This is a genomic window from Limnobacter sp. UBA3528, from assembly GCF_002377005.1.
Lineage (GTDB): Bacteria > Pseudomonadota > Gammaproteobacteria > Burkholderiales > Burkholderiaceae_B > Limnobacter.
Map to the genome: position 1 here is coordinate 11,989 of NZ_DFOZ01000052.1, position 25,628 is coordinate 37,616.

28 protein-coding genes are annotated in these 25,628 nt (G+C 53.6%); 14 read left to right on the forward strand and 14 right to left on the reverse strand.

Annotated elements, in window-relative coordinates:
• Window position 1 precedes the first annotated feature (1 nt).
• The 4 genes from hslV to B4N58_RS13900 are packed head-to-tail and all read right to left on the reverse strand — an operon-like array spanning window position 2 to window position 2,861.
• Entirely contained in the window at window positions 2-565 is a 564-nt protein-coding gene (gene hslV / locus B4N58_RS13885) for an ATP-dependent protease subunit HslV (RefSeq protein WP_008248037.1), read from the reverse strand.
• A 57-nt stretch (window positions 566-622) separates the two neighbouring features.
• Window positions 623-1,621 carry a septal ring lytic transglycosylase RlpA family protein gene (locus tag B4N58_RS13890; RefSeq protein ID WP_008248038.1) on the reverse strand — a complete coding sequence of 333 codons (999 nt, stop codon included), beginning with the start codon at window positions 1,619-1,621 and terminating at the stop codon, window positions 623-625.
• 15 nt (window positions 1,622-1,636) lie between these two features.
• A complete protein-coding gene (locus tag B4N58_RS13895; protein WP_008248039.1) occupies window positions 1,637-2,278 on the reverse strand; it encodes a thiol:disulfide interchange protein DsbA/DsbL in 642 nt (213 codons plus the stop codon).
• 4 nt (window positions 2,279-2,282) lie between these two features.
• On the reverse strand, window positions 2,283-2,861 hold the full coding sequence (locus B4N58_RS13900; protein WP_040512258.1) for an SPOR domain-containing protein: 579 nt from the start codon (window positions 2,859-2,861) through the stop codon (window positions 2,283-2,285).
• Window positions 2,862-3,035: 174 nt separating this feature from the next.
• Between B4N58_RS13900 and ilvA the strand changes: the two genes are divergently transcribed.
• Window positions 3,036-4,556 (forward strand): threonine ammonia-lyase, biosynthetic, encoded by a 1,521-nt coding sequence (gene ilvA / locus B4N58_RS13905; RefSeq protein ID WP_291750421.1) that lies wholly within the window; start codon window positions 3,036-3,038, stop codon window positions 4,554-4,556.
• A gap of 47 nt (window positions 4,557-4,603) precedes the next feature.
• Here ilvA and ttcA read toward each other — a convergent pair whose 3' ends face one another.
• The 3 genes from ttcA to B4N58_RS13920 are packed head-to-tail and all read right to left on the reverse strand — an operon-like array spanning window position 4,604 to window position 6,645.
• Window positions 4,604-5,476: a tRNA 2-thiocytidine(32) synthetase TtcA gene (ttcA, locus tag B4N58_RS13910; RefSeq protein WP_291750422.1), complete on the reverse strand. Its 873-nt coding sequence runs from the start codon at window positions 5,474-5,476 to the stop codon at window positions 4,604-4,606.
• Between the two features lie 15 nt (window positions 5,477-5,491).
• On the reverse strand, window positions 5,492-5,884 hold the full coding sequence (locus tag B4N58_RS13915) for a dihydroneopterin aldolase (RefSeq protein ID WP_008248053.1): 393 nt from the start codon (window positions 5,882-5,884) through the stop codon (window positions 5,492-5,494).
• Window positions 5,881-6,645, reverse strand: a complete 765-nt coding sequence (locus tag B4N58_RS13920) for an SDR family oxidoreductase (RefSeq protein WP_291750423.1) — start codon at window positions 6,643-6,645, stop codon at window positions 5,881-5,883. The genes B4N58_RS13915 and B4N58_RS13920 overlap by 4 nt, the downstream gene beginning before the upstream one ends.
• 122 nt (window positions 6,646-6,767) lie before the next feature.
• Here B4N58_RS13920 and B4N58_RS13925 point away from each other — a divergent pair, with 122 nt between their 5' ends.
• A complete protein-coding gene (locus tag B4N58_RS13925; protein WP_008248057.1) occupies window positions 6,768-7,865 on the forward strand; it encodes a class I SAM-dependent methyltransferase in 1,098 nt (365 codons plus the stop codon).
• Window position 7,866: 1 nt separating this feature from the next.
• Here B4N58_RS13925 and B4N58_RS13930 read toward each other — a convergent pair whose 3' ends face one another.
• Genes B4N58_RS13930 through B4N58_RS13940 form a run of 3 tightly spaced genes read right to left on the reverse strand, consistent with a single transcriptional unit; the run spans window position 7,867 to window position 10,204 of the window.
• A complete protein-coding gene (locus tag B4N58_RS13930; RefSeq protein ID WP_008248059.1) occupies window positions 7,867-8,598 on the reverse strand; it encodes a hypothetical protein in 732 nt (243 codons plus the stop codon).
• Window positions 8,595-9,413 carry a type III pantothenate kinase gene (locus B4N58_RS13935; protein ID WP_291750424.1) on the reverse strand — a complete coding sequence of 273 codons (819 nt, stop codon included), beginning with the start codon at window positions 9,411-9,413 and terminating at the stop codon, window positions 8,595-8,597. The genes B4N58_RS13930 and B4N58_RS13935 overlap by 4 nt, the downstream gene beginning before the upstream one ends.
• The gene (locus B4N58_RS13940) at window positions 9,410-10,204 is read right to left on the reverse strand and encodes a biotin--[acetyl-CoA-carboxylase] ligase (RefSeq protein WP_291750425.1); all 795 of its coding nucleotides are present in this window, start codon (window positions 10,202-10,204) and stop codon (window positions 9,410-9,412) included. Before B4N58_RS13940 ends, B4N58_RS13935 begins: the two co-directional genes overlap by 4 nt.
• Before the next feature lie 100 nt (window positions 10,205-10,304).
• Here B4N58_RS13940 and B4N58_RS13945 point away from each other — a divergent pair, with 100 nt between their 5' ends.
• Genes B4N58_RS13945 through B4N58_RS13965 form a run of 5 tightly spaced genes read left to right on the forward strand, consistent with a single transcriptional unit; the run spans window position 10,305 to window position 13,911 of the window.
• Entirely contained in the window at window positions 10,305-11,396 is a 1,092-nt protein-coding gene (locus tag B4N58_RS13945) for a VanZ family protein (protein ID WP_008248063.1), read from the forward strand.
• Window positions 11,397-11,436: 40 nt separating this feature from the next.
• Complete coding sequence (locus B4N58_RS13950) at window positions 11,437-11,748, forward strand: (2Fe-2S) ferredoxin domain-containing protein (protein WP_008248065.1); 312 nt, start codon at window positions 11,437-11,439, stop codon at window positions 11,746-11,748.
• Window positions 11,745-12,383, forward strand: a complete 639-nt coding sequence (locus B4N58_RS13955) for an alpha/beta hydrolase (protein ID WP_291750426.1) — start codon at window positions 11,745-11,747, stop codon at window positions 12,381-12,383. The genes B4N58_RS13950 and B4N58_RS13955 overlap by 4 nt, the downstream gene beginning before the upstream one ends.
• 46 nt (window positions 12,384-12,429) lie before the next feature.
• Window positions 12,430-13,623, forward strand: coding sequence for a D-alanyl-D-alanine carboxypeptidase family protein (locus B4N58_RS13960; protein WP_291750427.1), 1,194 nt, complete (start codon window positions 12,430-12,432; stop codon window positions 13,621-13,623).
• Window positions 13,624-13,626: 3 nt separating this feature from the next.
• Window positions 13,627-13,911, forward strand: coding sequence for a YbeD family protein (locus B4N58_RS13965; RefSeq protein WP_008248072.1), 285 nt, complete (start codon window positions 13,627-13,629; stop codon window positions 13,909-13,911).
• A gap of 65 nt (window positions 13,912-13,976) precedes the next feature.
• Here B4N58_RS13965 and pyrE read toward each other — a convergent pair whose 3' ends face one another.
• Window positions 13,977-14,681: an orotate phosphoribosyltransferase gene (pyrE, locus tag B4N58_RS13970; protein ID WP_008248074.1), complete on the reverse strand. Its 705-nt coding sequence runs from the start codon at window positions 14,679-14,681 to the stop codon at window positions 13,977-13,979.
• Window positions 14,682-14,705: 24 nt separating this feature from the next.
• Between pyrE and B4N58_RS13975 the strand changes: the two genes are divergently transcribed.
• Window positions 14,706-15,488 (forward strand): exodeoxyribonuclease III, encoded by a 783-nt coding sequence (locus B4N58_RS13975; protein WP_008248076.1) that lies wholly within the window; start codon window positions 14,706-14,708, stop codon window positions 15,486-15,488.
• Window positions 15,489-15,547: 59 nt separating this feature from the next.
• Here the strand turns inward: B4N58_RS13975 and gatB are convergent, their stop codons facing one another.
• The 3 genes from gatB to gatC form a co-directional block, all read right to left on the reverse strand.
• Window positions 15,548-16,987, reverse strand: a complete 1,440-nt coding sequence (gene gatB, locus B4N58_RS13980; protein WP_291750428.1) for an Asp-tRNA(Asn)/Glu-tRNA(Gln) amidotransferase subunit GatB — start codon at window positions 16,985-16,987, stop codon at window positions 15,548-15,550.
• Between the two features lie 12 nt (window positions 16,988-16,999).
• Complete coding sequence (gene gatA / locus B4N58_RS13985) at window positions 17,000-18,496, reverse strand: Asp-tRNA(Asn)/Glu-tRNA(Gln) amidotransferase subunit GatA (RefSeq protein ID WP_291750429.1); 1,497 nt, start codon at window positions 18,494-18,496, stop codon at window positions 17,000-17,002.
• Window positions 18,497-18,559: 63 nt separating this feature from the next.
• Window positions 18,560-18,859: an Asp-tRNA(Asn)/Glu-tRNA(Gln) amidotransferase subunit GatC gene (gatC, locus tag B4N58_RS13990; protein WP_008248079.1), complete on the reverse strand. Its 300-nt coding sequence runs from the start codon at window positions 18,857-18,859 to the stop codon at window positions 18,560-18,562.
• A 233-nt stretch (window positions 18,860-19,092) separates the two neighbouring features.
• On the opposite strand from gatC, the gene B4N58_RS13995 reads away from it, so the two are divergent.
• The 6 genes from B4N58_RS13995 to B4N58_RS14020 all read left to right on the forward strand — a co-directional run bounded on the left by B4N58_RS13995 (window position 19,093) and on the right by B4N58_RS14020 (window position 25,618).
• Window positions 19,093-20,136 carry a rod shape-determining protein gene (locus tag B4N58_RS13995; RefSeq protein ID WP_008248080.1) on the forward strand — a complete coding sequence of 348 codons (1,044 nt, stop codon included), beginning with the start codon at window positions 19,093-19,095 and terminating at the stop codon, window positions 20,134-20,136.
• A 64-nt stretch (window positions 20,137-20,200) separates the two neighbouring features.
• Complete coding sequence (gene mreC / locus B4N58_RS14000; RefSeq protein WP_008248081.1) at window positions 20,201-21,196, forward strand: rod shape-determining protein MreC; 996 nt, start codon at window positions 20,201-20,203, stop codon at window positions 21,194-21,196.
• Complete coding sequence (mreD, locus tag B4N58_RS14005; protein WP_008248082.1) at window positions 21,186-21,710, forward strand: rod shape-determining protein MreD; 525 nt, start codon at window positions 21,186-21,188, stop codon at window positions 21,708-21,710. Before mreC ends, mreD begins: the two co-directional genes overlap by 11 nt.
• Window positions 21,707-23,641, forward strand: coding sequence for a penicillin-binding protein 2 (gene mrdA / locus B4N58_RS14010; RefSeq protein WP_291750430.1), 1,935 nt, complete (start codon window positions 21,707-21,709; stop codon window positions 23,639-23,641). The genes mreD and mrdA overlap by 4 nt, the downstream gene beginning before the upstream one ends.
• Window positions 23,638-24,762 carry a rod shape-determining protein RodA gene (rodA, locus tag B4N58_RS14015; protein WP_291750431.1) on the forward strand — a complete coding sequence of 375 codons (1,125 nt, stop codon included), beginning with the start codon at window positions 23,638-23,640 and terminating at the stop codon, window positions 24,760-24,762. Before mrdA ends, rodA begins: the two co-directional genes overlap by 4 nt.
• A gap of 10 nt (window positions 24,763-24,772) precedes the next feature.
• On the forward strand, window positions 24,773-25,618 hold the full coding sequence (locus B4N58_RS14020; protein WP_291750432.1) for an NUDIX hydrolase: 846 nt from the start codon (window positions 24,773-24,775) through the stop codon (window positions 25,616-25,618).
• Window positions 25,619-25,628: the final 10 nt, after the last annotated feature.

A 25,628-nucleotide genomic window follows, 5' to 3' on the forward strand; every position in this document is an offset into this window, starting at 1 on the left:
GTTAACCTTTGCTGCCAGATGCTTCGGGAGCACCCAACACTTCAATGGTGTGATGTTGATTGGTGTAAATACAGAGTTCGCCCGCAATGGTCAGGGATTTCTTGACAATTTCTTCAGGCAACAGCTCGGTGTTTTCCAGCAAGGCTTTCGCAGCAGAATGCGCATAGGCGCCCCCGCTGCCGATCGCAACCAGCCCTTGTTCGGGCTCGAGTACGTCGCCGTTACCGGTGATAATCAGGGAATGATTTTCGTCGGCAACCGCCAGCATGGCCTCAAGCCTGCGAAGCATACGGTCAGTGCGCCATTCTTTGGCAAGCTCGACTGCGGCACGCAACAAATGCCCCTGATGCTTCTCTAGTTGAGCTTCAAAATGCTCAAACAGCGTGAACGCGTCAGCCGTACCGCCGGCGAAACCCGCCAGAATTTTGTTGTGATGAAGACGCCGGACTTTGCGGGCCGAACCTTTGACCACGATATGCCCGAGTGTTACTTGCCCATCGCCACCCAGCGCGACGTGCTTTCCTCTGCGTACTGACAATATGGTGGTGCCGTGATATTGCTCCATGCCTTTCCTTTAATTGGGGGTTGCGCTTGGTGCGCCGATGTCCCGATATGGGGGCAATCAGGGCAGGATCAAGTCTTGTTTGATAACCGGCTGAACCTGTACAAAGGCGCTAAGTTCGATTGCGGCCTCGTTGGCTTGATCAATACTGCTGAATGGGCCCACCAAAACGCGGTGAACCCCCGATTCAGAAAGGATCTGGCTGACTTTGCCAAACGCCTCGTGATTGGAGGACACTTGCGACACCAAGGCCTCTGCATTGTTTTTGTTGCCGAAAGCACCAATTTGAAGATACAAGGGTGTTCGATGGACAGGCACGAGTGTGGAGGCGTTGTTAAGCGCAACCTGTTCTACCTGCACACCATTCTTGCCCACCACCGCGCCATTTTTTTCAGCATGGTACTGAGCGATTGCATCCGGTGTCATTTTCTCGACCAGCACCTCAGCGCTGCCCTGCTTGATGTAATCGAGCTGATAGGCAGCCGCGTAGCTGAGATCAATAATTCGGCCACGCAAAAAAGGCCCACGGTCGTTAACGCGAACAATGACTGACTTGCCGTTGGCCAGATTGGTGACTTTGGCATAACTGGGCAAAGGCAAGGTTGGGTGCGCAGCTGTCATTTGGTGCATGTCGTAAATTTCACCATTGGCGGTTTTCGCGCCATGGAACTTCTTGCCATACCAACTGGCCCGCCCTTTCTGACTGTAGGGCTCTTCAAGTGATGTTTGTGGTGTAAAACTTTGCCCCATCACGGTGTAGGGCCGGGTGTTGCGGATTGCAATGGGTTCAAGCTGTGGGGTGGCCGATGGTAAGTTATCCAGATTGGCTGGACGCAAATCGCCCGGGCCATCGTCCAGGTAGTAACCACCGCCCTGAGGTGCCGGCTCCCAGTTTTCATGTTTAACAGGGGGCGGTGCGGATGGCTTGGCCACCGTTTTTGCCGGCGGCGGCGAAACGGGTTTGTCCAGAGGAACACTGGAGCAAGCGGCAAGAATCAATGACAGTGACGCATACGCAATAAACCGGATCACACCACTGTGCATAGAGGCCTCCTTCATTGTTCCCCCAGCAGTTTAGGCTTGACGCTGTCGTCGAATCAAGGCTTCGGCAACACGAATTGCATTGTCTTCGGAACCCGCGATGGATGCGGAGGTGAAGAATTTTCCATCAATCCCCAACGTTGGAACACCGTCGGCACCGTACGCTTCGAAAATCGTTTTGGCTTGGGCACATTTTGCGTTGACGCCAAATGACTTGAATACATTGGCGAATTCTTCGCGTTTCAAACCAATCGATTCGGCAAAATCGAAAATTTGTTCGTCGTTGGCCAACTGCTTTTTGTCTTTGTGCATGGCTTCGAACACTTTGCTGTGTGCCATGTCGAGCTTACCCATGGCTTCGAGTGTGTAGTACAGGCGCTGATGCCCCTGGAAGTTGACACGCTGGCTTTGGTAAGCGATCGGGATTTTCGTGAATACGACGTCACTGGGCAGCTTTTTGTACCAAGCATTGACCTTGGGCTCAAAGTTGTAGCAGTGAATGCAGCCGTACCAGAAAAATTCGACCACATCGATTTTGCCCGGAGTAGAACGGGGGACTTCCCGACGGACTTTTCGGAACGCGCCGGCATCTTGGGCAAAGGCTGGGGATACACCACCGAAAGCACTCGCCAGGCCCAGGGCCACGGCACTTTGAATCAATTCACGACGCTTCATTTTTTTACTCCTTAACCACAGTTGCCTCGAATCCGCCTTTCGTCAGGGGGATTCGAGCCTGGTAGGCTTCGTTCGCACTGCCAAATGGCCCCACACGAACGCGGTTTACAACATTGCCGTTGACCTCGCCCACGGCAATTTCGGATTCAGTGCCCACAAACGCAAGTTGAGCCCGCAATTGTTCAGCGTCTTCACGATTGCGAAAACTGCCCAATTGCAGAAAGTAAATGGTTTGGGCCACAGGTTCAATTTGATCAGTTTGAGTGGCGTCACCGGCCTGAGGTTCCGTACCTTGCTGAAAAGGATCGATGGTGACCACATTGCCTTGGTTGACATTGGCTTTGCCGTAAATAGCGCTGTTAGGATCAGGCGGGCTATTGCCTGGACCGGGCGACACATTGGGCACCGCACCCTGGGTTTCAGCACCGGAGAATGGCAGTTGGGACTTGCTCACAAACAAAGCAACACCCAACGCAATCAAAAGCCCGAACACCATACCGAACACAAAAGCGGGAATGGTATTGCCAAGAGATTTTCTAACTTGAGGTTTCGCTTTGGATTTTGATGATTTTGTAGATGCCATTGGGGGTTTGAACCTGTCCTTGAGAAACTGAGCCTAAATTATGCCCGAAGGCGACCTGCAGATGCGACCCAAACGCGCAAGCCGGCTTTTGGGATTGCCCTCATGCTGTAAAGTGTAGCCTTCATGGGCAAAAGCTCGAAATTTGCTTAAAAATCTGCAATAAATAGGTGCTTTGTGGGTCTTGACTATCTAAAACGCATACTGACTGCCAAGGTTTACGACGTGGCCATTGAAACGCCATTGGAACGCGCCCACTCCCTGTCCGTTCGCACTGCCAATGAGGTGCTGCTCAAACGTGAAGACATGCAAGAGGTGTTCAGTTTCAAGCTGCGTGGTGCCTACAACAAGATGGCCCACCTTAGCCCGATACAACTGGAACATGGCGTGATTGCTGCCTCCGCTGGCAACCATGCCCAGGGCGTTGCGCTTTCTGCGGCCAAAATGAAATGCCTGGCCACCATTGTCATGCCTACCACCACGCCAGCGCTGAAAATTGATGCCGTGAAACGTTTTGGTGGCGACTGGGTGAATGTGGTGCTGTTTGGCGACAGCTACAGCGATGCAGCCGGGCATGCCGCCGAACTTGCACAAGCAAAAAACCTGACCTTTGTACACCCCTTTGACGACCCTGATGTAATTGCGGGCCAAGGCACCGTGGGCATGGAAATTTTGCGTCAGCATCAAGGCCCGATACACGCCATTTTCATCGCGATCGGCGGGGGTGGACTGGCAGCTGGCGTAGGTGCCTATGTGAAACAGTTGCGCCCGGACATCAAAATTATTGGTGTACAAACCGTGGACTCTGACGCGATGGCGCAGAGCATGGAACAGCACAAACGAGTCACCTTGGCGGAAGTGGGTTTGTTTTCGGATGGCACCGCAGTGAAACTGGTGGGAGAAGAAACATTCCGGCTGTGCGAAAAATATGTGGACGGCATTGTGCGGGTGACCACCGACGAGGCCTGTGCTGCAATCAAAGATGTTTTTCAGGACACGCGCAGTATTCTTGAACCCGCAGGTGCACTGGCTGTGGCTGGCTTGAAACAGTACGCTGCGGAAATGGGTTTGCAAAACCAAACACTGGTCGCAATTTCTTGCGGCGCCAACATGAATTTCGATCGCCTTCGCTTTGTGGCAGAACGCGCAGAGGTCGGCGAGCAACGCGAGGCGATTTTTGCGATCACTGTGCCGGAAGAACGCGGCAGCTTCCGGAAGTTTTGCGACTTGCTGGGCCCCACCAATGTGACGGAGTTCAACTACAGAATGTCAGACTCCACGAAAGCCAATATTTTCGTGGGCATTCAGATTGGAAACCGGGCACAGGCCGATGAATTGCAGCAACGCTTTATCGCATCGGGTTTTGATGCACTGAACCTGACTGACGATGAAATGGCGAAGCTGCATTTGCGCCACATGGTGGGCGGGCGTTCAAACCTGGCTGACCATGAACTGGTGTATCGCTTTGAATTTCCGGAACGCCCAGGCGCACTGACAAAATTTTTAACTGCCTTGAACCCGGGCTGGAACATCAGCCTGTTTCACTACAGAAACCATGGCGCTGACTATGGCCGTATCTTGGTAGGCATTCAGGTTCCACCTGCTGACCACGCTGAATTCGACAAGTTTGTGAAACAACTTGGCTACCCGGCGGTGAATGAAACCGAGAACCCGGCGTACAAACTGTTTTTGAAGTAAAACCGAGCGCCAGTGCGAAGTAGTTGCGATGAAGGTGCTTGCTTAGCTTAGCACTCGTCATCTGCATCAAACGCCTTGTCGCCGGCACCGTCTTCCAGTACCGCGCCGGGGCGAATGGTTTCAAACGGAAACAGCTTGCGATCCATGAGGTGCGAGGGCACCACAGTGGACAGCGAAGTGAACAGGTTTGCGATCCAGCGCGGGTTGTGTTTTTCCCACTGCTTGAGCAACGCAGCCATTTCCTTTCGCTTCAGGTTTTCCTGACTGCCGCACAGGTTGCACGGAATAATCGGGAAGCTCTTTTCCTCAGCGTATCGCGCCAAATCGCTTTCTCGGCAATAGGCCAGGGGGCGAATGATGGTGTGCTCTCCGTTGTCGCTGACCAGTTTGGGCGGCATGCCTTTCATGCGACCGCCGTAAAACAGGTTCAGCAACAAGGTTTGCAAGATATCGTCCTTGTGATGACCCAAAGCCACTTTGGTAGCACCAAGTTCAGACGCCACGCGGTACAAAATACCGCGACGCAAACGCGAGCACAGGGAACAGGTAGTTTTACCCTCAGGAATGACGCGTTTCACAATTGAATAGGTGTCTTGTTCCTCAATGTGGAATGGCACATTGATGCTGCGCAAATAATTGGGCAAAACTTCTTCGGGAAAGCCTGGCTGTTTCTGATCGAGGTTCACGGCGACGATATCAAAGTTGATAGGCGCACGTTGACGCAGCAGCAACAAAATATCGAGCAAACCATAGCTGTCTTTGCCACCTGATACACACACCATGACCTTGTCACCTTCTTCAATCATATTGAAGTCGGCTATGGCCTGGCCCACTTGTTTGGTGAGACGTTTTTCGAGCTTGTTGAATTCGAAGGCTTCTTTTTGTTCGGCCTTGTTGGGAAAAATCGTGATGGTTTGCATGATTAAAACGGCTTTCTAGGATTTGAAGCGGAATACCTCGACGCCTGCGGATTCGCAGTCGGGGTAAACCTCGGATTTTTCAGCGCGGACACGGGCGGCCACCACCTTGGGATGCTCAAGCACCAGCGCCAGGGTTTTGTCGACCAAGGTTTCAAGCAGGCCGATATGTCCAGACTGAATGAGCCCATGAATTCCGGGGCGCACGAAGTCGTAATCGACCACATCGACCAGCAAATCGCGCTCGGATGGTGTGGACGCGCATTTCACCCAGAAGTCGATATTGATGCGCACGGCCTGCGTGCGACCCAATTCCTGGGGAAATACGCCAATGGCGGCAGACACGTCGAAATCGCGTATGAATACGCGCCGGCAGTCGGCAAGGCGGGGATCAAAAAACCAGTCTGTCATGGTGTCATCATGCTGAAATCGCGCGCCATGGGCACCAAATGCTGCCCACCGTCCACAAGAATGGTGGTGCCAGTAATTGCGCGGCTTTGCACCAGAAACAGCACCGTGTTGGCGATGTCCTGGGGCTCGGAAGATTTGTTCAAGGGCGAAATTCGGTGGGTACTCTCGAATTGCGCATCAGTTTGCAGGTGTGAAATCAAGGTAAGACCGGGGGCCACACCCACCACGCGCACTTTCGGGGCCAATTCCATGGCCAGCATGGTTGTGGCTGTTTCAAGCCCGGCTTTGGTCAGCGTGTAGCTGAGAAAGTCAGGATTCAGGTTCTTTAGTTTCTGATCCAGCAAATTCACCACCACCGCCTGTTCATTGTCGGGCACATGCTGATACAAACGCTTGGCCAACTGAATGGGTGCAGCAAGGTTGGAAGCCATGTGTCGGTGAAATAGCTCGGGCTGAAAAGTTTCGCCAGAGTCAAATTCAAACAACGAGGCGTTATTGACAACACACCGAATTGGGCCCGCTTTTTCAGCGGCGTCAAACAGCGTTTCAACTTCGCCGGGCTTTTCAAGATCGGCCTGAAACACCACGCACTGCACGCCCAGCGCTTCAATTTGAGCCGCGGTGTCACGAGCCTCTGCCAGTGATGAACGGCAATGCAGCACAATAGACCAACCGGCGCGCGCCAGTTCAAGCGAGATGGCTTTGCCCAGTCGCTTGGCTCCCCCGGTTACCAGGGCATATTGTGGATTGGCATGTGTCATTCGTGCGCCATCGGTTAGAATCTGAAAAAATCAGTAGCAAACTACCATCAAGCAAACAAGGGTTTACTTCAAGGCTTTGATTTTTATAAGAAGAACCCGCTATTCTAAACCAGACCCGCCTCATGCTGTCGAATTTTAATCAAGCCACTCGCTTTGACGAGTTCATGCGATTTGCGCTGTATGACCCCCAACATGGCTACTACGCCAGAGGCGAGCAGATTTTTGGTCGTCAAGGCGATTTTATTACCGCCCCGGAATTGAGCCCGCTGTTTGGACAAACACTGGGCAAGGCCCTGCGGGAGGTGCTGCCACGGTGCAACGGCGTGGTGTATGAATTTGGAGCCGGAACCGGGCAACTGGCTTGTGACATTCTTCAAACGGCTGGCGATTTAATTACCCAATACAACATTGTGGATGTGTCGGCCGGATTGAAGCCTGTGCAATTGGCCAAGTTAAAAGCACTGCATGGCCCGCAAGTGGAACAAAAAGTACGGTGGCTGGGACAATTGCCCACAGAGCTCGGTGGGGTAGTTTTGGGCAATGAGGTGCTGGACGCCACTCCGGTTCGTCGATTCAAATGGCAGAAAGACAACCCGCAAGAAGCATGGGTACAACACCTGAACGGTGAACTGCGTTGGGTATGGAAGCCTGCCGACCCGGTGTTCGCCACCACTATTTCGAATTTACAGGCCGCGCACGGGCCATGGCCTGAGGACTACGAATCGGAAATTGCGGAGCAAAGCACTGCATGGGTCAAAACAATCACAGAGCGCCTGAACGGTCTGGCGCTGATGATTGATTATGGTTTTCATGAAGCCCTGTACTACCACCCGACACGCAACAAGGGCACTTTGCGCGCGACAAGCCGCCACACGGCACATGATGATTTCTTGGTGAAGGTTGGGGAGCAGGATCTGACTGCCCATGTCAACTTCAGCGCGATCTATGACGCAATGACTGACTGCGGCGGCGATCTTGAAGGGTACTCGCACCAAGGCGAGTTTTTATTGGCACACGGGATTCTTGAATTGGCGCAAAAACAACCTGAATTCACGCACCCGACTCGTGGCGCATTGATGCGCCAGAATTTGAATACCCTGCTCAATGAAGCCGACATGGGCGAGGCATTCAAGGTCATTTGCTGGAGCAAAGGAGTGAACGCCGAAGGAACGCGGTTGGCCCAGGTGTTTTTGGACAAGGACCGAAGCGGAGACCTTTGAGTCAGGCGCCTGCTGACGACTCACAAGACTTTAGCTCGCCCTTTCTGTTCAACTCAAACACAGAACGCACGGTTTCGATTTGCGGAGCATTGCCGCGGAGCTCAAAAAACACGCGCACTGGACCCAGCCGCTCCCGAATCTGGACTCCCTCAACACCACGCCTCGCCAGGTCTGCCTTTTGAGCATTTGCCCTTTCCAGATCTCGAAACAAGCCCAATGAAATCGTCCCTTGCAACGGCCCGGGCGTGGTGATGTAGAACATGTCAGTAATACCCTTGCCCGACAGTTGATCAATACCCACACCACTGTTAACGATATCTTGAGGCAGGTAAACCACATAGCCCACAGGTACTTGGCGCTCGAGCCGATCCGTCTCGCCGCCCCAATTCAACAATGCCTCTTGGACGCGTGCAGACTCGCTTTGCAACAAGGGGCCCCACAACAAACATTCCTGATTGCTTTTTGGATTCTCGAACACCTGTTTGCTCGCGTTTTCAATGGCAGTATCGAGCTGGGCCTGCCCTTGCTTCAAATCAATTTTAGGGGCGACTGGCGCCGGCGCACGAATCACTTCCACAGGCTGATCCCAAGGGCGTTCTACACCAACCCACTCAGCGCGCAAGCCAGGAGAGTCAATCACTTTTTGCGCATTGTTGTTTGTAAAAATACCTAACCCCAACAAAGCCAAATTGCCAAGCAGCAACAGTGCAAGCAAAAACCGCCAACCATTCATGCTTCAGTGCCCTTTTTTGCCAAACGATAATCAAGCACCAAGCCTTTGAATACCGCATGTTCAAGTAGCGAGGAGTTGGGCAAATGGACTTTCATGGCTGGTGCAAAGCCACCTGTCAACCAGATGGCCGGGGGCACGCCGTGTTCATCCTGTAACTGGGCAGCAACAGAATCAACCATGGCTTTTTGCATACGCCCTACACCTTGACCAATGGCCTGCTGCGTGCTGACAGGCCAAGCTTTTTCACTGAAGCCCCCCAATTGCACCTTGGGCAATTCAGCCGTGTTGAAATGCAGGCTGTGCAACATGGTTTCAACCCCCGGTACGATAAACCCACCCAAGTGCTGCCAATGGGTACTCTTGATCACTACATCCAGCGTGGTGGCTGTGCCAAAACTAACCAGCAAATTGACCTTGGCCTGACTCACCTCGGTTAACGCCATGCATGCCGACCAGCGGTCCTTACCCAGGGCAGCCGGGTTCTCATAAGCCGACTGAACCGCAGCATGCCTGTTCACAGCCAGCACATGCAGGGGTACGCCAGCGCCTTCACACATTGCGCGCACGGCCTGTTCAAAATCGGGACCCAATACATTACTCAGCAACACCGCCTGCACGGCACTCGCCGAATTCAAACTGGGCGCCAAGTGTTCTTGCACTGGGCCGAATGCATCAGAAAAAGGCTTGAAGTCTGCCGTAGCGCGACTAAAAAAAGCCGAGGGCTGCTCAAACCGCACATTCGCACCAACGTGCAAACACCACTTCACCAAAGTGTTTCCCGCATCGATGCACATCAAACTGTCAGGTTTGCTCACGGCCTTGCCCTCAATGACAAGTCACCGGCATGAACGGCACGCAAGCCCTGGTCAGTGTTAACCAAATAAGAACCTTGACGGTCAATGCCCATGGCCTCCCCCGCAAAACACACCACGCCCTGATCCTCGACTTGCACGTGGCTGTGCAACCACGCATCCCGTTGAGTGAATTCGGTAAATATTGCATCGATGCCCTGAACCCGGGCGGCATCAATTCGAGCCAGAACCGAGGACACTACCGCCTCGGCAACCTCACGCGGAGAAGGCAAATCGGGAGTTGACAAATAATTCGACAAACTTGCAGCACCTCGGCCGGACAGAGCCTCGGGAACATCGATCGCATGAATGTTCAGCCCCACACCCACCACCGTGACGGCACCCTGCCCAGTTTGAAAGGACTCGCACAACACTCCGCCCAGTTTCCGCTGATCCGCCAGTAAGTCATTGGGCCACTTCAACTGTACAGGCACCCTCCACTGCTCCAGCACCTGCGCCACGGCGACGCCCACACACAAGGGCAAATAAGGCATTTGCTGACCGGCCAAGGGCAAACCCAGGGACAGGCATAAACCTGCCCCGGGCTGCGCCAGCCATTGCCGCCCAGCTCGCCCCCTGCCAGCAGTTTGCATGTGCGCCACCACGGCAGCAGGGCCCGATATCCGCCCCTGCTGGTAAGCGCGGGCCAGGTAATCATTTGTTGAGTCGACTGAATCGAGTTCGATCCAGTGCACATCGGCTTGGGTTAACATCGAATGAAGGTCACTTCGGGCTTGTTGCGAAATTTTGCTCATCTTAACCTCCGAACGGGACACAAAACCAAGGAGTAGCTCCAACCCCATGCCACCAATCCATTCCAGCTTACTGAAACGAACCCCCTACACGGGGATTCTGATGTTTGCCAGCCTGTATGCGTGCGTGGTGATCCACCTCAGCCTTTTTCCCTACAGCGATTGGCGCCATATTGGGATTGGGCCCTTTGAGTTTTTATTTGGCCCATGGATCCCGGTGCATCAAAAAGTATTGTGGACCGATGTGTTTATCAATATTGGGGGCTACATTCCGCTGGGCTTCCTGATGCTGCTGGGCCTGAACAGGCAGCCGCGTACTTTTGACAAAATACTGGTAGTGCTGGTGTGCGCGCTTGTCTCGCTCGCGCTTGAATCGATGCAGACATTTTTGCCAAGCCGCGTGCCCTCCAAAATGGACCTAGCCACCAACACGATTGGGGGTGTCTTGGGTGTGTTGGCAGGCATTTATGTGACCGCACACCACCGGATAGCGCCACTGCTGAACCGCAGAATCGAGCATTGGCTAATTCAGCGCGCGTGGATAGGCATGGGCTTGCTCAGCCTGTGGTTTCTGAGCATTTTGCCGCCACAGAATCCCACTTTCAGCACCGGGCTTTGGCTGGGGAACCTGCTGGAAATACCGGGCCCATTGCAGCACAGCACACCATTTGGAATACCGCTGGAAGTTTTACTGAAAATTGAAACCATCGCGCCGACATTCATTAACTATTGTTTTTTAATGTGCGCCTGGATGATTGGGCTTGCACAGACCCAGGCAGGCTCGCCACGGACACGCCTGCTGATTGTGCTGATTGCATTGACCCTGCTGATTCGGCTGCTTGACTATCTGGTGTTGGCACCAATGTCGGCCTGGACTTACTTGGGTCAGCGGTGGTTTGAAGCCAACAGCCTGGGCGTGCTGATTGCGTTTGTAGTTGCACTGACCATTTCAATGATGCAAGTACTGCCCCACCACATGGCCCGCATTGGGCTGTTGCATCTGCTGGGCGGTTGGTTGATTACTTTGCTGTTGCCTGGCGTATACGACCCTGATCTGGGCAACCCCGGCAGCGGTATTCTGGCAATTTTTCGAAGCCTGCAAGAGGCAGGGCGCTGGGTGAGCGAATTGTGGCCAATTCTGGCACTGACCGTTTTGACCTTTTTGAGCCTGCCCGAGCGACGTTTTCGGCGATAATAGGGCCATACCCTGAGCATTCAAGTGGATTCACCCAGCCATGAGCTACTTCGAGAAACATGTTTTCTTTTGTACCAACCAACGCCCCAACAACGAGAGCTGCTGTGCAGATTGCCATGCCTCTGCTGCGCACGCGCATGCCAAGGAACGCATCAAGAAACTGGGCCTGAATGGGCAGGGAAAAATCCGGATGAACAAGGCTGGCTGCCTTGATCGCTGTGATGAAGGCCCCGTGATGGTGGTGTACCCGGAAGGCGTTTGGTACACCTATGTGGACATTTCAGACGTCGACGAAATCATTGACTCTCATTTGGTGGGCGGCGAGGTTGTGGAACGCCTTCGATTGCCATGAACCCGAAAACCCGACACGAATTGTGGACTGGCCAGGCCGGCCCGATCGAGGTGTCGATCGACGAACCTGCGACCCCGCTACGCGGGCTGGCAGTGATTGCACACCCCCACCCATTATTCGGCGGCACCAAAGACAACAAAGTCGTACAAACACTGGCCCGTGCATTTCTTCAAATGGGTTACACAACCCTGCGTTTTAACTTCAGGGGTGTGGGCCAAAGTGCTGGATTGCACGACAACGGACAAGGCGAGGCAGACGACCTGGTTCAGTTGACAGAATTGGCACGCACCACACTGCTACCGGCTGAACTACATAACGAGCCGATTGCAATGGCTGGCTTTTCGTTCGGTGCCTTTGTGACCAGCCACGGCGCGCAACGATTGCGCGAGGCTGGAACGAATATCGGCAAGTTGGTGCTGGTGGGCACTGCCACAAGCCGCTTTAAAGTAGCTGCAGTGCCAGACAACACACTGGTAATTCATGGTGAAGTCGATGACACAGTGCCGCTTGTAGATGTTTTACGCTGGGCCGGTGAACAAAACCTGCCGGTGATGGTCATGCCAGGAGTGGAACATTTTTTTCACGGCAAACTGCCTCAACTCAAAGAGCTGGTTGTGCGTTATTACCCAAGCTGAACGCTATCCAGTTTCCTCACCCATTTCTAGTACAGGAGCTTTTTACTTGTTTAATTCAGGAATTTCCCGATTCAAACGCCATGTGGGTCAACTCTCGTTGGTTCTGGGTCTAGGTATCGGAGTTGCCACGCAGGCGGCTGCCCAATCCAGTGTGATGCCACCTCCACCGGAAATCGGTGCAAAAGGCTACATGCTGCTCGATCTGACCACTGGTCAGACTCTGGCCGAATTCAACAGCCGCGAACGCCTCGACCCCGCATCACTGACCAAACTGATGACCGCCTACATGGCTTTTGCTGCACTTGAAAGCAAACAAATTCGCATGGATCAGCAAGTACCAGTGTCACCCTATGCCTGGAAGGCCGAAGGCTCGCGCATGTTTATCGAGCCAAACAAGCCTGTGACAGTTGAAGAGCTGCTATATGGTGTCATTGTGCAATCAGGCAACGATGCAAGCCGTGCGATTGCAGAACTGCTGGCTGGTGATGAAAACAATTTTGCAACGCTGATGAACCAGCAAGCCAAGCGACTGGGCTTGACTGACACGAATTTCAAAAACTCCACGGGTTTGCCCGACCCACAGCACTACACCACGGCACGAGATTTGGGCATTCTGGCCAAGCGAATCATCACCGACTTCCCCGAGTACTACAAGAAAATGTATTCCACCAAGGAATACACGTACAACGGCATTCGCCAACCGAACCGCAACCGCCTGCTGTGGATTGACCCATCCGTAGACGGTATGAAAACCGGCCACACTGAATCAGCTGGCTATTGCTTGGTCAGCTCGGCCAATCGCACATTGCCCAACGGGGTGAATCGTCGCCTGCTGTCGGTGGTGCTGGGCACCACATCAGACCAGGCGCGCACCCAGGAAAGCCTGAAGTTGATGAATTATGGCTATCAGATGTTCGAAACAGTGAAGCTGTATTCAGCCAAACAAGCCATCAGCACCAGCGAAGTTTACAAAGGACAAGCCAAGGAAGTGAAGCTGGGCGTGAACAAAGACCTGTTGATCAACGTGCCACGCGGCATGGCCAAACAATTGAAAGCCACAGTTGAGAAAAAAGGCACCCTGATCGCCCCAATTCCAGCTGGAACCGAACTGGGAAAGTTGAAGCTGACACTAAACGGCGAAACGATTGGTACAGTTCCATTGCTGGCCTTGTCTACGGTTGAAGAGGCTGGCTTGTTTGGCCGCATGGTGGACTCCGCCAAATTGTGGTTTGAAGAGTAAACAATGAACACAGCAACACCCGGTGACGACAAAAAAAGCTTGATTGAATTTCCGACACATTTCCCCATCAAGGTGATGGGAAAGAATGTGCCGGAGTTTTCTCAAGTCATTTGTGATTTGTTGCTCAGCATGAGCCCAGGATTTGATGTGGCAGGCGTGGACATGCGCCCCAGCAGCAAAGGCAACTACTTGAGCCTAACCTGTAATGTTTATGTGAACAACCAAGACGAACTGGACAATATTTACCGCGCTCTGTCTGGGCATGAATTGGTTTCAGTCGTTTTGTAAGTTGATTTGATTTGTAAAAAAGCCGCACCGGTTATTCAATGGTGCGGCTTTTTTTGTGTGTGGCCTTACACGCCGTAACGGCTGCGATATTCCTTCACTTTCTCGTACCAGCCGGCAAGGCGAACATTAGCCGCCTGGCGGGTAAGCAAGTAGCGCAACAGGTCTTGCAGATTGGCAATGGCCAACACCGGGATCCCGTACAGTTGTTCCACTTCCTGAACGGCGGAATGCTGGGTGTCTTGCCCGTCACGCATGCCTTTCTCCATACGATCCAGAGCGATCAAGACCGCCGCAGGTTCGGCGCCATTGGCACGAATGATCTCAACCGACTCGCGCACCGATGTTCCTGCCGAAATAACGTCATCGACAATAACAACCCGACCTTCCAGCGGCGCACCCACAAGGGAGCCACCTTCACCATGGTCTTTGGCTTCCTTGCGATTGAAGGCATAAGGTACGTCGCGACCACGGCGGGCCATTTCCATGGTGGTACCCGCCACCAAAGGAATGCCTTTGTAGGCAGGGCCAAACAACATGTCGAACTGAATTCCCCGCTCAGCGGTTTGTTCGAGCAAGGTTTGTGCGTAAAATTCACTTAGCTTTTGCAACGAAGAACCCGTGTTGAACAAACCCGCATTGAAAAAATACGGCGACATTCTTCCCGCCTTGGTTTTGAATTCGCCAAAGCGCAACACCTGCTTTTCGACCGCAAACTGCAAAAACTGGTCGGAAAGAACCTGCAAATTTTGATTTGAATCGACCACGATCAATCCCTAAAAAACTGACTGCACACAATGACCCGCATTATCTCAGCAAATCTGAATGGAATTCGTTCTGCCCACACAAAAGGGTTTTTCGACTGGATGAACCAAAGCCAGGCCGACGTGGTGTGCGTGCAAGAGATTAAGGCCCACTTGGCTGATCTTGGTCCCGAGCATTTGCAACCCGGTGCGTACAAAGGCTACTTTCAGGCTGCGGAGAAAAAAGGTTACAGCGGCGTGGGACTTTACTGCAAAGTAGAACCAATTGACGTGATTTATGGCCTGAATAACGCCGAATTCGATGCAGAAGGACGCATGGTCACAGCAGAATTCGAGAACATGATTGTTTCGTCGATCTACTTTCCGTCCGGCAGCAGCTCAGAAGAGAGGCAAGAGGCAAAATTCAGGTTTTTAGAGCATTTTGCTGAAATTTTCGACGAATTTGAAAGCAAGAAGAAACCTGTTGTTCTGTGTGGTGACTGGAATATTGCCCACCAGGAAATTGATCTGAAAAACTGGAAGGGCAATCTGAAAAACAGTGGTTTTACGCCAGAGGAACGTGCCTGGATCGGTGACGTGATCAACAAGCGCGGCTGGATCGACGCTTACCGCGTGTTGTATCCCGAAGAAACCGACGGCTGCTACACCTGGTGGAGCAACCGAGGGCAGGCGTATGCCAAGAATGTGGGGTGGCGAATTGATTACCAGATGGTCAGCCCCGCGCTGCGCGATTCGATTCGGGAAGTGAGCGTGTACAAGGGCCAGAAGTTTTCAGACCATGCGCCGTTGATTGCGGATTACGACCACCCGTTGTAACAAGACCGATCAATAGGACTGATGATTCAGGCAAACCCACTGCCGAGTTGACTGAAAACTCAGACACTCAACTTCGCTTTCAGAATCTCATTCACCTGCGCCGGGTTGGCCTTACCACGCGCTGCCCGCATGATCTGGCCCACCAGGAAGTTAAATGACGCCTCCTTACCAGCCTTGTACTCGGCCACTGGCCCAGGATGCGCGGCCAACACGTCGTCGATCATTTTTTCAACAGCACCCGAGTCGGAAATTTGTTCCAAACCCTCGCCTTTGATACATGCATCCACGTCGCTATATTTGCCTTCCCACAAGGCGGCAAACACCACTTTCGCAGTTTTGTTGTTCAAAGTGCCGTCCACCACGCGCTTCACCAAAGCCGCCATCAACACCGGTGTAATCGGCGACTCGGCTGGTGTTTTGTCGTCGCGATTCAAATTGGCTGAGAACTCGCCCAGCAACCAGTTGGCCAAGGGCTTGGCTTTGTCATTGCCTGCGGCAACCAGCGCTGCCTCGAAAAAATTGGTCATTGCGCGGCTGCCTGTAAGCGTAACCGCATCGTATTCACTCAAACCCAAGTCAGCGGTGTAACGCGCCTGCTTTTGGCCTGGTAATTCGGGCATTTCGGCACGAACTTGCTCTACCCATTCCGGCGAAATCACCAAGGGAGGCAGGTCGGGATCTGGGAAATAACGGTAGTCTTCCGAATCTTCCTTGCTGCGCATGGACCGGGTTTCGTTACGATCCGGGTCGTAAAGTCGGGTTTCCTGCTTGATCACACCACCATCTTCGATGATTTCGATTTGGCGCTGCGCTTCATACAGAATGGCGGCTTGCAAAAACTTGAAGCTGTTCAGGTTTTTGATTTCACAACGGGTGCCCAGCTTGCTTTCGCCTTTTGGGCGAACCGACACGTTGGCGTCGCAGCGGAAGCTGCCTTCCTGCATATTGCCATCGCAAATACCAAGCCACGTAACCAGTGTGTGCAAGGTTTTGGCGTAGGCAACTGCTTCTTCGGCCGAACGCATGTCAGGTTCAGTCACAATTTCAAGCAAGGGCGTGCCTGCGCGGTTCAAGTCGATCCCGGATTGGCCGGCGAAATCTTCGTGCAGGCTTTTGCCCGCGTCTTCTTCAAGATGCGCACGAACAAGGCGCACTGTTTTCATTTGGTCGCCCAGCAAAAAGCTGACCGTACCGCCCTGCACCACTGGAATTTCAAACTGACTGATTTGATAGCCCTTGGGCAAATCGGGATAGAAATAGTTTTTGCGGGCGAACACGGAATGCTCGGCCACCTTGGCGCCCACCGCGAGACCAAACTGAATGGCGCGCTGAACTGCCGCTTTGTTCATCACGGGCAACACACCAGGCAGTGCCAAATCCACAGCACAGGCTTGGGCATTGGGCTCGGCTCCAAATGCAGTGCTGGCGCCGGAGAAAATTTTCGATTCAGTTGTTAACTGGGTGTGGGTTTCAAGACCCACCACAATTTCCCATTGCATGGTGCGATCCTTTTAAGATGGAGTACGAAGGTGCCAATCGGTGGCGGTTTGGTAATGGTCAGCCAAGGCCAGCAATTCCCCTTCCTTGAAATAGTTGCCAATCAGCTGCATGCCCACGGGGCGATTTTTATCGCCAAAGCCCACTGGCACGCTCATGCCGGGCAAGCCAGCCAAACTTGTGCTCAGCGTGTAAATATCGGCAAGGTACATCTGCACCGGATCGGCAGATTTCTCGCCCAGATTCCAAGCCACCGTTGGGCTTACTGGGCCAGCAATGAAATCGCACTGTTGGAAAGCAGCCTGAAAATCTTGAGCGATCAAGCGGCGAATTTTCTGGGCCTGCAGGTAATACGCATCGTAATAACCATGTGAGAGCACATACGCACCCACCATGATGCGCCGCTGCACTTCAAGACCGAAGCCTTCACTGCGAGAATTCTCGTACATGGATTTCAGATCGGTGTAGTCGGCCGCGCGGTGACCATATCGCACCCCATCAAAACGAGACAGGTTTGAACTGGCTTCGGCAGGCGCAATCACGTAATAAGCTGGAATGGACAATTCAGTGCGAGGCAAGCTGATGGTCACCAGTGTGGCGCCCATGGATTCGAGCTGCTTTAATGCCGCATCGATTGGGGCACGCACATCGGGGGCTAAACCCTCACCAAAAAACTCTGTGGGTAAACCTACGCGCACGCCTGCCAGCGGCTTTGCAGCATCACCGGTGCGAAGGGGCTTTCCAAAGCCAACGGTGAAGTCTTCATTCACGCCTTGAGAAACTGCGGGGCGCTGCACGCTGGTGCTGTCTTTCGCGTCGAAACCCACCATGGCGTTGAGCACCAAAGCGCAATCGCGGGCACTGTGGGCCATGGGGCCGGCCTGGTCCAGGCTGCTTGCGTAAGCAATCATGCCGAAGCGACTGCAACTGCCGTAGGTGGGCTTGATGCCGGTGATGCCACACAGTGACGCAGGCTGGCGAATTGAGCCACCGGTGTCGGTACCTGTTGAGAATGGCACTACACCTGCAGCCACCGCCACAGCTGAACCGCCAGACGAACCACCGGGCACAGCCAGAGTGTCCCAAGGGTTCAGGCAAGGACCATAGGCACTTTTTTCATTCGATGAACCCATGGCGAATTCATCGCAGTTCAGTTTGCCGATGCTCACCGTACCTGCGGCATTCAAGCGCGACACCACCTCCGCGTCAAAGGGACTTTGGTAACCCGCCAGCATTTTCGAGCCTGCTGTGCTGGTCCAGCCCTTGGTCACGAAAATGTCTTTGTGCGCTGTGGGAATGCCCAGCAAGGCGCTTGTTTCACCTGCAGCCAAACGCGCATCCGCGGCCTTGGCTTGTTCAAGGGTGAGGTCATCGCGAATATCCACGAATGCGTTCAACCTGGATTGCTGGCCCGCTTCGCGCAGGGCTTCTTGGGCCAGTTCAGTGGCACTCGCCTTTCTCTCGTCAAGCAAGGTGCGAAGCGTGGAAATACTTTGAAGTTTGGAAGACATGCTTAAAACCACATTCCAATGTCAGATTTGCAAAATTAGGGGGTACAACTTTTCAATGAACAACTACTCAATTACCTTGGGCACCAAAAACAAACCTTTCTCGGCCGCTGGCGCGTTGGCCATATTGGCGGCGCGGTTGTCAGCTTCAGTTACGGCATCTTCGCGCAAACGCAATGCGATGGGCTGAATCAGTGAGATGGGATGCGCCAAGGGCTCTACGCCTTCGGTGTTTTCACTGCTCAAACGATCGGCCAGTTGCATGATGTTGTTCAATTGTTGCTCAAGGGCCTGGGCTTGCTCAGGCGCCACTTTCAAGCGCGACAAGGCCGCAATTTTTGCAATTTGTCCGGAATCAAGGGACATAAATTTTCTCCGCCGACCAGCAGGCCTGAGCATCGCTTCTAAATGATGCAAAAGCCGCTTGGTGAAAGTCTGTGTTGTTCAAAGTCTGCTTATTTTATAGGTTATCATCGGTAGCTACGCCACTTGACAAGTGAAGTCCCATAAATAGTGGCGAACCGGACAACTTCTAGACAACTTTGAGCTTCGCGGGCTTGGCAGCTCTCCAACTACACAACACAGGTTAGAACATCACCATGTTTGGGTTTCTACGCAGCTACTTATCAAACGATTTGGCCATTGATTTGGGCACGGCCAACACGCTAATTTACGCCCGCACCAAAGGCATCGTTCTCGACGAGCCCTCTGTGGTTGCCATTCGTCAGGAAGGCGGCCCCAACGGTAAAAAAACCATCACCGCGGTTGGCCTGGAAGCCAAACAAATGTTGGGCAAAGTACCGGGTAACATCGAGGCCATTCGCCCCATGAAAGACGGCGTGATCGCCGACTTCACCGTGACTGAGCAAATGCTCAAGCAATTTATCAAGATGGTTCACGAAAGCCGTCTGTTTTCACCCAGCCCCAGAATAATCATTTGCGTGCCCTGCGGGTCTACGCAAGTTGAACGCCGCGCCATTCGTGAAAGCGCATTGGGTGCAGGAGCGTCCCAGGTTTACCTGATTGAAGAACCCATGGCGGCTGCAATCGGTGCTGGCTTGCCGGTGTCTGAGGCATCAGGCTCCATGGTCGTCGACATTGGAGGCGGCACCACCGAGGTGGGCATTATTTCCCTGGGCGGCATGGTGTACGCCGGCAGCGTGCGTGTGGGTGGCGACAAGTTTGACGAGGCCATTATCAGTTACATTCGCCGCAACTACGGCATGATGATCGGCGAACCCACTGCTGAAGCGATCAAGAAACAAATTGGTTCAGCCTTCCCCGGCTCTGAAGTGAAAGACATGGAAGTGACTGGCCGCAACTTGTCCGAGGGCATTCCTCGCCGCTTCACGATTTCATCGAATGAAATTCTGGAAGCTCTGACCGAACCACTGAATGCGATTGTGTCCGCAGTTAAATCTGCACTTGAACAAACACCCCCCGAGCTGGGTGCTGACATTGCAGAACGCGGCATGATGCTTACCGGTGGTGGCGCCTTGTTGCGCGACCTGGACCGCCTGCTGATGGAAGAAACCGGCCTGCCAGTGCATGTGGCTGAAGACCCACTGACTTGCGTGGTTCGCGGTTGTGGCCTGGCTCTGGAACGCATGGACAAATTGGGCACCATTTTCACCAGTGAGTAAGTAACGTAAAACGGTTCGAACTCCGGCTTGTTAAATAGCCCTGCATTGAACCGGCTAAAAGCCTATGGAGTACACACCACCACCGCTGTTCAAACAAGGCCCATCCGCACGCGTGCGGCTGGCCTTTTTTGTCGCGCTCTCGGTGGGTTTGTTGTTTCTCGATTCACGATTTGCTGCCATGGAAGTGGTGCGCAAAGCAGTGGGTACCGTGCTTTACCCCCTGCAAAAAATAGCCAGCCTGCCCATCGAATGGAGCCAGGCTGGCGTTGATTATGCGTCTTCACTTGACACCCTTCAATCTGAAAACAAAACCCTGATTCTCGAGCAACTGCAAGACAAGCAACGCCTGCATGAACTGGAAACCCTGCGCCAGGAAAACGAGAAGCTGCGCAAGCTAATGAATGTGGGCAACACCCTGAAAGTAAAACGCTCCATTCTCAGCGAAATCGTCAGCGACGCGCGCGACCCATTCTCCCGCAAAATAATTATTGGGAAAGGTTTGATTCAGGGTGTGAAAGAAGGCATGCCGGTGATTGATGAACTGGGCCTGCTGGGCCAGGTTACCCGCGCATTTCCAAGCCGAGCCGAAGTCAGCCTGATCACTGACAAAGAACAGATTATTCCAGTTGAAAACCTGCGCAACGGTATCCGCAGTGTGGCCTATGGCGGGCTGGACGGTGGATTGATCGAACTCCGCTTCATGGCGGCGAATGCCGACATTGAAAACAACGATCTTTTGGTGACATCCGGACTGGACGGGGTGTACCCCCGCGGCATTCCGGTGGCCAGAGTCATTCGAGTAGAACGAAATTCGCGTTATGCCTTTGCCAGCATTTTTTGTGAACCCATTGCTGGCGTAGAACGCCACCGTTTTGTGCTGGTGCTTGACACCTTTCGCGAGAAGATTGTTACGGACGCTCAACCTGGCGCGAGCGCACCAACGCCCAGTGGCACCGCCCCCACAACGACAATACCGACAACAAGCCCGCCTGCTGCGAACGTAGCGCCAGCCACCACACCTACCCCCCCAAACACAACGGAGGCTGGCAGTGGCAATTAATCCATTTGGCAACTCCGAAATTTTGCGCCCGGTGAACCCCTGGTTCATTGCATTCTCCTTGCTGGCAGCCCTGCTGTTCAAATTCATACCCATCGACCGAAATTGGGTCACACCCGATCTTTTGGCATTGGTACTGGTGTTCTGGAATATTCGGCAGCCACGACGAATTGGTATTGGCGTGGCCTGGTGCTTCGGCGCAGCAGTGGATGTGCATTCGGCCAGCGTGTTCGGTGAGCATGCACTGGCTTACACCCTGCTTTCCTACTTCGCAATCACCATTCATCGCCGGGTGATGTGGTTTTCTCCAATGATGCAAGCGGCCCACATTTTTCCCTTGCTGCTGGCCGCGCAAGCGATCACAGTTGCTATTCGGGTCATGTTCGGCGGCACATTTCCCGGTGCCTGGATATTTTCGGAAAGCGTGCTGACAGCCGCTTTGTGGCCGCTCACACAGTTCTTGCTGCTCGCGCCACAAAAACTTCCAGAAAACCGTGACAACGACCGTCCGATATGACCGAGTTTAATCACCCAGAACAAGCCATCAAACAGTTCCGGTTTCGGTTGTTTCTGGCCGGGCTCTTTGTGGTGCTGTTGTTCCTCGTGTTGGTGGCGCGCTTGCTGTGGTTGCAGGTGATCAGCTACGACAAATATCAATCCAAAGCCGAAGACAATCGAATTACCATTGTTCCGCTGGTTCCAAACCGCGGGCTGATTCTGGATCGCAATGGTGTGGTGCTTGCCAACAATTACTCTGCTTACACGCTCGAAATTACGCCCTCGAAAATCGACAATCTCAACGAAATGATCGATGAGCTGGGCAAGATTGTTGAAATTTCAGCACTGGATCGCAGACGATTCAAAAAACTGCGGGCTGAATCAAAACGATTCGAGTCGATTCCGATTCGCACACGCCTCACCGATGAAGAAGTGGCGCGTTTCGCGGTACAAAGCTTCCGCTTCCCCGGCGTGGAAATTCGTGCACGCCTGTTTCGCCAGTACCCCTACGGCCCCCATGCAGCGCACCTGCTGGGCTACATCGGTCGAATTTCTGCACGAGACCAGGAACGGATCGAAGAACTGGACCAAACCAACAACTATCGAGGCACCGCCTATATTGGCAAAGACGGCCTGGAAAAGCGCTATGAAACCCAACTCCATGGGCGTACCGGTTTTGAAGAAGTAGAAACCTCGGCGGGTGGCCGTGCGGTGCGTGTTCTGTCGCGATCACCCGCAGTGCCAGGTGAAAACCTGATGTTGTCTATCGATATTCGCCTGCAAGAGGCGGCCGAGAAAGCGCTGGAAGGCAAACGAGGGGCTTTGGTGGCGATCGACCCGCGCAACGGCGACATTCTAGCCATGGTGAGTGCGCCAAGCTTTGATCCCAATCTGTTCGTGGAAGGCATTGATTCCGAAAACTGGAAGCTGCTAAATGAAAGCATCGACCGCCCCTTGCTGAACCGCCCTTTGGCGGGCACCTACCCGCCTGGCTCTACATTCAAACCCTTTATGGCCCTGGCCGCACTGGAACGAGGCTTTCGCACCGCATCAAGCACGCTGCGCGACCCCGGCTACTTTGATTTTGGTTCACGCCGGTTCATGGATGACAAAATTGGTGGGCACGGCATGGTGGACATGTACAAGTCGATTGCCGAGTCTTGCAACACCTACTACTACATGCTGGGCAGCGAGATGGGCATCGACATTATTTCGGAGTTCATGGGGCGTTTTGGTTTTGGATCGCGCACTGGCATCGACCTGGACGGCGAGCGCACAGGCGTGCTGCCCTCTCGGGAATGGAAAGCGGGTGCATTCAAAAAAGCCGAAGCACAACGCTGGTACTCGGGTGAAACCATTTCTGTGGCCATTGGGCAAGGCTACAACAATTACACACCATTGCAATTGGCCCATGCCACAGCGGTGCTGGCCAGTGGCGGCATGAATGCGACACCCCGGCTGGTTCGGGCCTTCCAGAACCCGGTCAGCGGCCAGGTGACCGAAAAACCGTTGGAAGCTTTTAAACAGCTAAACTTGCAACAACGCCATGTTGATTCAGTCAAGCTGGGTATGCGGGGAGCCGTACTCGAAGGCACGGCCCGGGGTGTTTTCAAGGACGTAAGCTATGAAGTGGCGGGCAAAACAGGAACTGCGCAGGTGTTTGGACTAAAACAAGGCGAAACCTACAAAGACCGAGCGGCCTCGGCAGAACGGCTGCGCGACCACGGTTGGTTTATTGCCTTTTCGCCCATGGAGCAACCACGCATTGCCTTGGCTGCAATCGTAGAGAACGGTGGATTTGGCAGTCAGTCGGCCGCGCCAGCCATTAAGAAAGTGCTAGACACCTACTGGCAAATTGAAGCGGAGAACGACCCCTCAATTGGATTGCCCACCCCCCAGGTGTCTGAGCAAACTGCCAACCCAACGACCAGCAGGGAGTCCCGGCCGTGAACCGAACCCGCGCTATTCAACGCGAGCCCATTTGGCCACGCATCAAACCATTCCTGACTGTGTTTGACCCGGTGCTCAGCACCATTTTGCTGTCGCTTGTCGTGTTCGCCCTGATCACCCAGTACAGCGCTGCATTTGATTTCGAGGGTCGATTTATCGATCATTCGCGCAACTTGTTGATTGCATTTTTGGTGATGTGGGTAACCGCCAACCTGAAACCCCAGTTTTTGATGCGAATCGCCGTGCCGCTTTACGTGGTGGGTGTCGTTTTACTGGTTGCTGTTGAATTGTTTGGTGACATATCAAAAGGCGCGCAACGTTGGCTGAATCTCGGCTTTGTCCGGATTCAACCCTCTGAGATCATGAAGATTGCCATGCCACTGATGCTGGCCTGGTTTTTCCAGCAGCGGGAGAATGTATCAGGCTGGCGAGAATTCGCCGTGGCATCCATTATTTTGGCCATACCCGGTGTTTTGATTTTGAAACAACCTGACCTAGGCACTGCCTTGCTGGTGCTGGGCTCAGGCTTCTTTGTCATTTTTTTTGCAGGTTTGTCATGGAAAGTGATGGCCTGGCTCACTGGATTGTTTCTGGCCAGCCTACCCCTATTCTGGACACTGATGCACGACTATCAGCGCCAGCGGGTGCTCACCTTGCTAGACCCCACACAAGACCCACTTGGCAAGGGTTTTCATATTATTCAATCCACAGTGGCCGTGGGCTCGGGTGGATTTACCGGCAAAGGTTTTTTGCAGGGCACCCAAACACACCTTGAGTTTATTCCCGAACGTACCACCGACTTTATTTTTGCGGTGCTTGCTGAGGAGTTTGGCCTGCTCGGCTGCCTGGTGCTATTGACGCTTTACACCTGCCTGATTGTGCGAGGCCTGGTCATTGCAGGGAATGCCCCCACTCTGTTTTCTCGTCTAATGGCTGGTGCCATGGCCTTGATTTTCTTCACGTATGCGTTTGTCAATATTGGCATGGTCAGTGGTATTTTACCCGTGGTAGGCGTGCCCCTGCCCCTGATGAGTTACGGGGGTACCGCCATGGTGACTTTGGGCATGGGTGCCGGTATTTTGATGAGCATTCAAAACACCAAAAAATTGATTCAAACCTGAAGGCCTTGCCATGATTAACGCAAGCAAAGCCTGGTTGCAAAACGCCTTGCCAGTGCAGTTCCAACCCTTCATCAACCGCTGGCGCGACAATACCAGCGCACCCGCCCACCAATTTACCCCGTGGCTGCTCAATGGCGAGCACCTGGGCTATTGGGACAAGCAACACCAACAAACCCTCGAGAATGTATTCAATGCTGCGGGCCTGAGCTGCACGGGTACCCACCACGGAATTGAGTGCACCCACACCACTGGGCCGCAGGTACTGAGTGCCAAGCTGGCCACCGCTGGCAACATGCTACAGGCCTTGGGCCTGGTGCATGGCTGGCGGCATGAAGAGCAGCTGGTGATGAATTCGCAGGGTGAAGTAGTGGCCACCGCAGAGCGGGCCTTGTTCAAAACGCTGGGTTTTCGCAGCCGCGCCGTGCATGTTCACGTGAAAAACCACAAAGGCTGTGTTTGGACGGGTGTGCGCTCCATGAGCAAGCATGAAAACCCCGGCATGCTGGACAACCTGGCAGCAGGCGGCATTGCCAGCGCCGAAAGTGTCGACAGCACACTGTGGCGTGAACTGTACGAGGAAGCCGGGCTGAATTCAGACGATTTTGCCTGGATTGAACCTTTACCCCCGCATGAACTGGTGTTAAGCCGCCCCTTGCTGTATGGTGGCTGGCATCACGAAACAGTCATTTTGTTTCATGGCCAATTAAAGCCGGGGCGACGCCCCAAAAACCGCGATGGCGAGGTCGGCGCATTCCAGTTAATGACGCCCAATGCCTGCGTTGAAGCCATCAACGCCTGGCAATTCACCCCCGATGCAGCCCTGTGCTGTGCACTGGGCCTGGCCACCGCCAAATAAACACGAAAGG

Bases quoted from the DNA above. Each gene is read 5' to 3' on its own strand.
- B4N58_RS13920 (WP_291750423.1), bottom strand. From the start codon at position 6,645: ATGACACATGCCAATCCACAATATGCCCTGGTAACCGGGGGAGCCAAG.
- B4N58_RS13955 (WP_291750426.1), top strand. From the start codon at position 11,745: ATGAACCCGAAAACCCGACACGAATTGTGGACTGGCCAGGCCGGCCCG.
- gatA (WP_291750429.1), bottom strand. From the start codon at position 18,496: ATGTCTTCCAAACTTCAAAGTATTTCCACGCTTCGCACCTTGCTTGAC.
- mreC (WP_008248081.1), top strand. From the start codon at position 20,201: ATGGAGTACACACCACCACCGCTGTTCAAACAAGGCCCATCCGCACGC.
- B4N58_RS13890 (WP_008248038.1), bottom strand. From the start codon at position 1,621: ATGAAGGAGGCCTCTATGCACAGTGGTGTGATCCGGTTTATTGCGTAT.
- hslV (WP_008248037.1), bottom strand. From the start codon at position 565: ATGGAGCAATATCACGGCACCACCATATTGTCAGTACGCAGAGGAAAG.
- gatC (WP_008248079.1), bottom strand. From the start codon at position 18,859: ATGTCCCTTGATTCCGGACAAATTGCAAAAATTGCGGCCTTGTCGCGC.
- B4N58_RS13895 (WP_008248039.1), bottom strand. From the start codon at position 2,278: ATGAAGCGTCGTGAATTGATTCAAAGTGCCGTGGCCCTGGGCCTGGCG.
- B4N58_RS13940 (WP_291750425.1), bottom strand. From the start codon at position 10,204: ATGAGCAAAATTTCGCAACAAGCCCGAAGTGACCTTCATTCGATGTTA.
- ttcA (WP_291750422.1), bottom strand. From the start codon at position 5,476: ATGCAAACCATCACGATTTTTCCCAACAAGGCCGAACAAAAAGAAGCC.
- B4N58_RS13995 (WP_008248080.1), top strand. From the start codon at position 19,093: ATGTTTGGGTTTCTACGCAGCTACTTATCAAACGATTTGGCCATTGAT.
- B4N58_RS13925 (WP_008248057.1), top strand. From the start codon at position 6,768: ATGCTGTCGAATTTTAATCAAGCCACTCGCTTTGACGAGTTCATGCGA.
- B4N58_RS13930 (WP_008248059.1), bottom strand. From the start codon at position 8,598: ATGAATGGTTGGCGGTTTTTGCTTGCACTGTTGCTGCTTGGCAATTTG.
- gatB (WP_291750428.1), bottom strand. From the start codon at position 16,987: ATGCAATGGGAAATTGTGGTGGGTCTTGAAACCCACACCCAGTTAACA.
- B4N58_RS13965 (WP_008248072.1), top strand. From the start codon at position 13,627: ATGAACACAGCAACACCCGGTGACGACAAAAAAAGCTTGATTGAATTT.
- B4N58_RS13915 (WP_008248053.1), bottom strand. From the start codon at position 5,884: ATGACAGACTGGTTTTTTGATCCCCGCCTTGCCGACTGCCGGCGCGTA.
- B4N58_RS13975 (WP_008248076.1), top strand. From the start codon at position 14,706: ATGACCCGCATTATCTCAGCAAATCTGAATGGAATTCGTTCTGCCCAC.
- mrdA (WP_291750430.1), top strand. From the start codon at position 21,707: ATGACCGAGTTTAATCACCCAGAACAAGCCATCAAACAGTTCCGGTTT.
- B4N58_RS13950 (WP_008248065.1), top strand. From the start codon at position 11,437: ATGAGCTACTTCGAGAAACATGTTTTCTTTTGTACCAACCAACGCCCC.
- B4N58_RS14020 (WP_291750432.1), top strand. From the start codon at position 24,773: ATGATTAACGCAAGCAAAGCCTGGTTGCAAAACGCCTTGCCAGTGCAG.
- B4N58_RS13945 (WP_008248063.1), top strand. From the start codon at position 10,305: ATGTTTGCCAGCCTGTATGCGTGCGTGGTGATCCACCTCAGCCTTTTT.
- B4N58_RS13900 (WP_040512258.1), bottom strand. From the start codon at position 2,861: ATGGCATCTACAAAATCATCAAAATCCAAAGCGAAACCTCAAGTTAGA.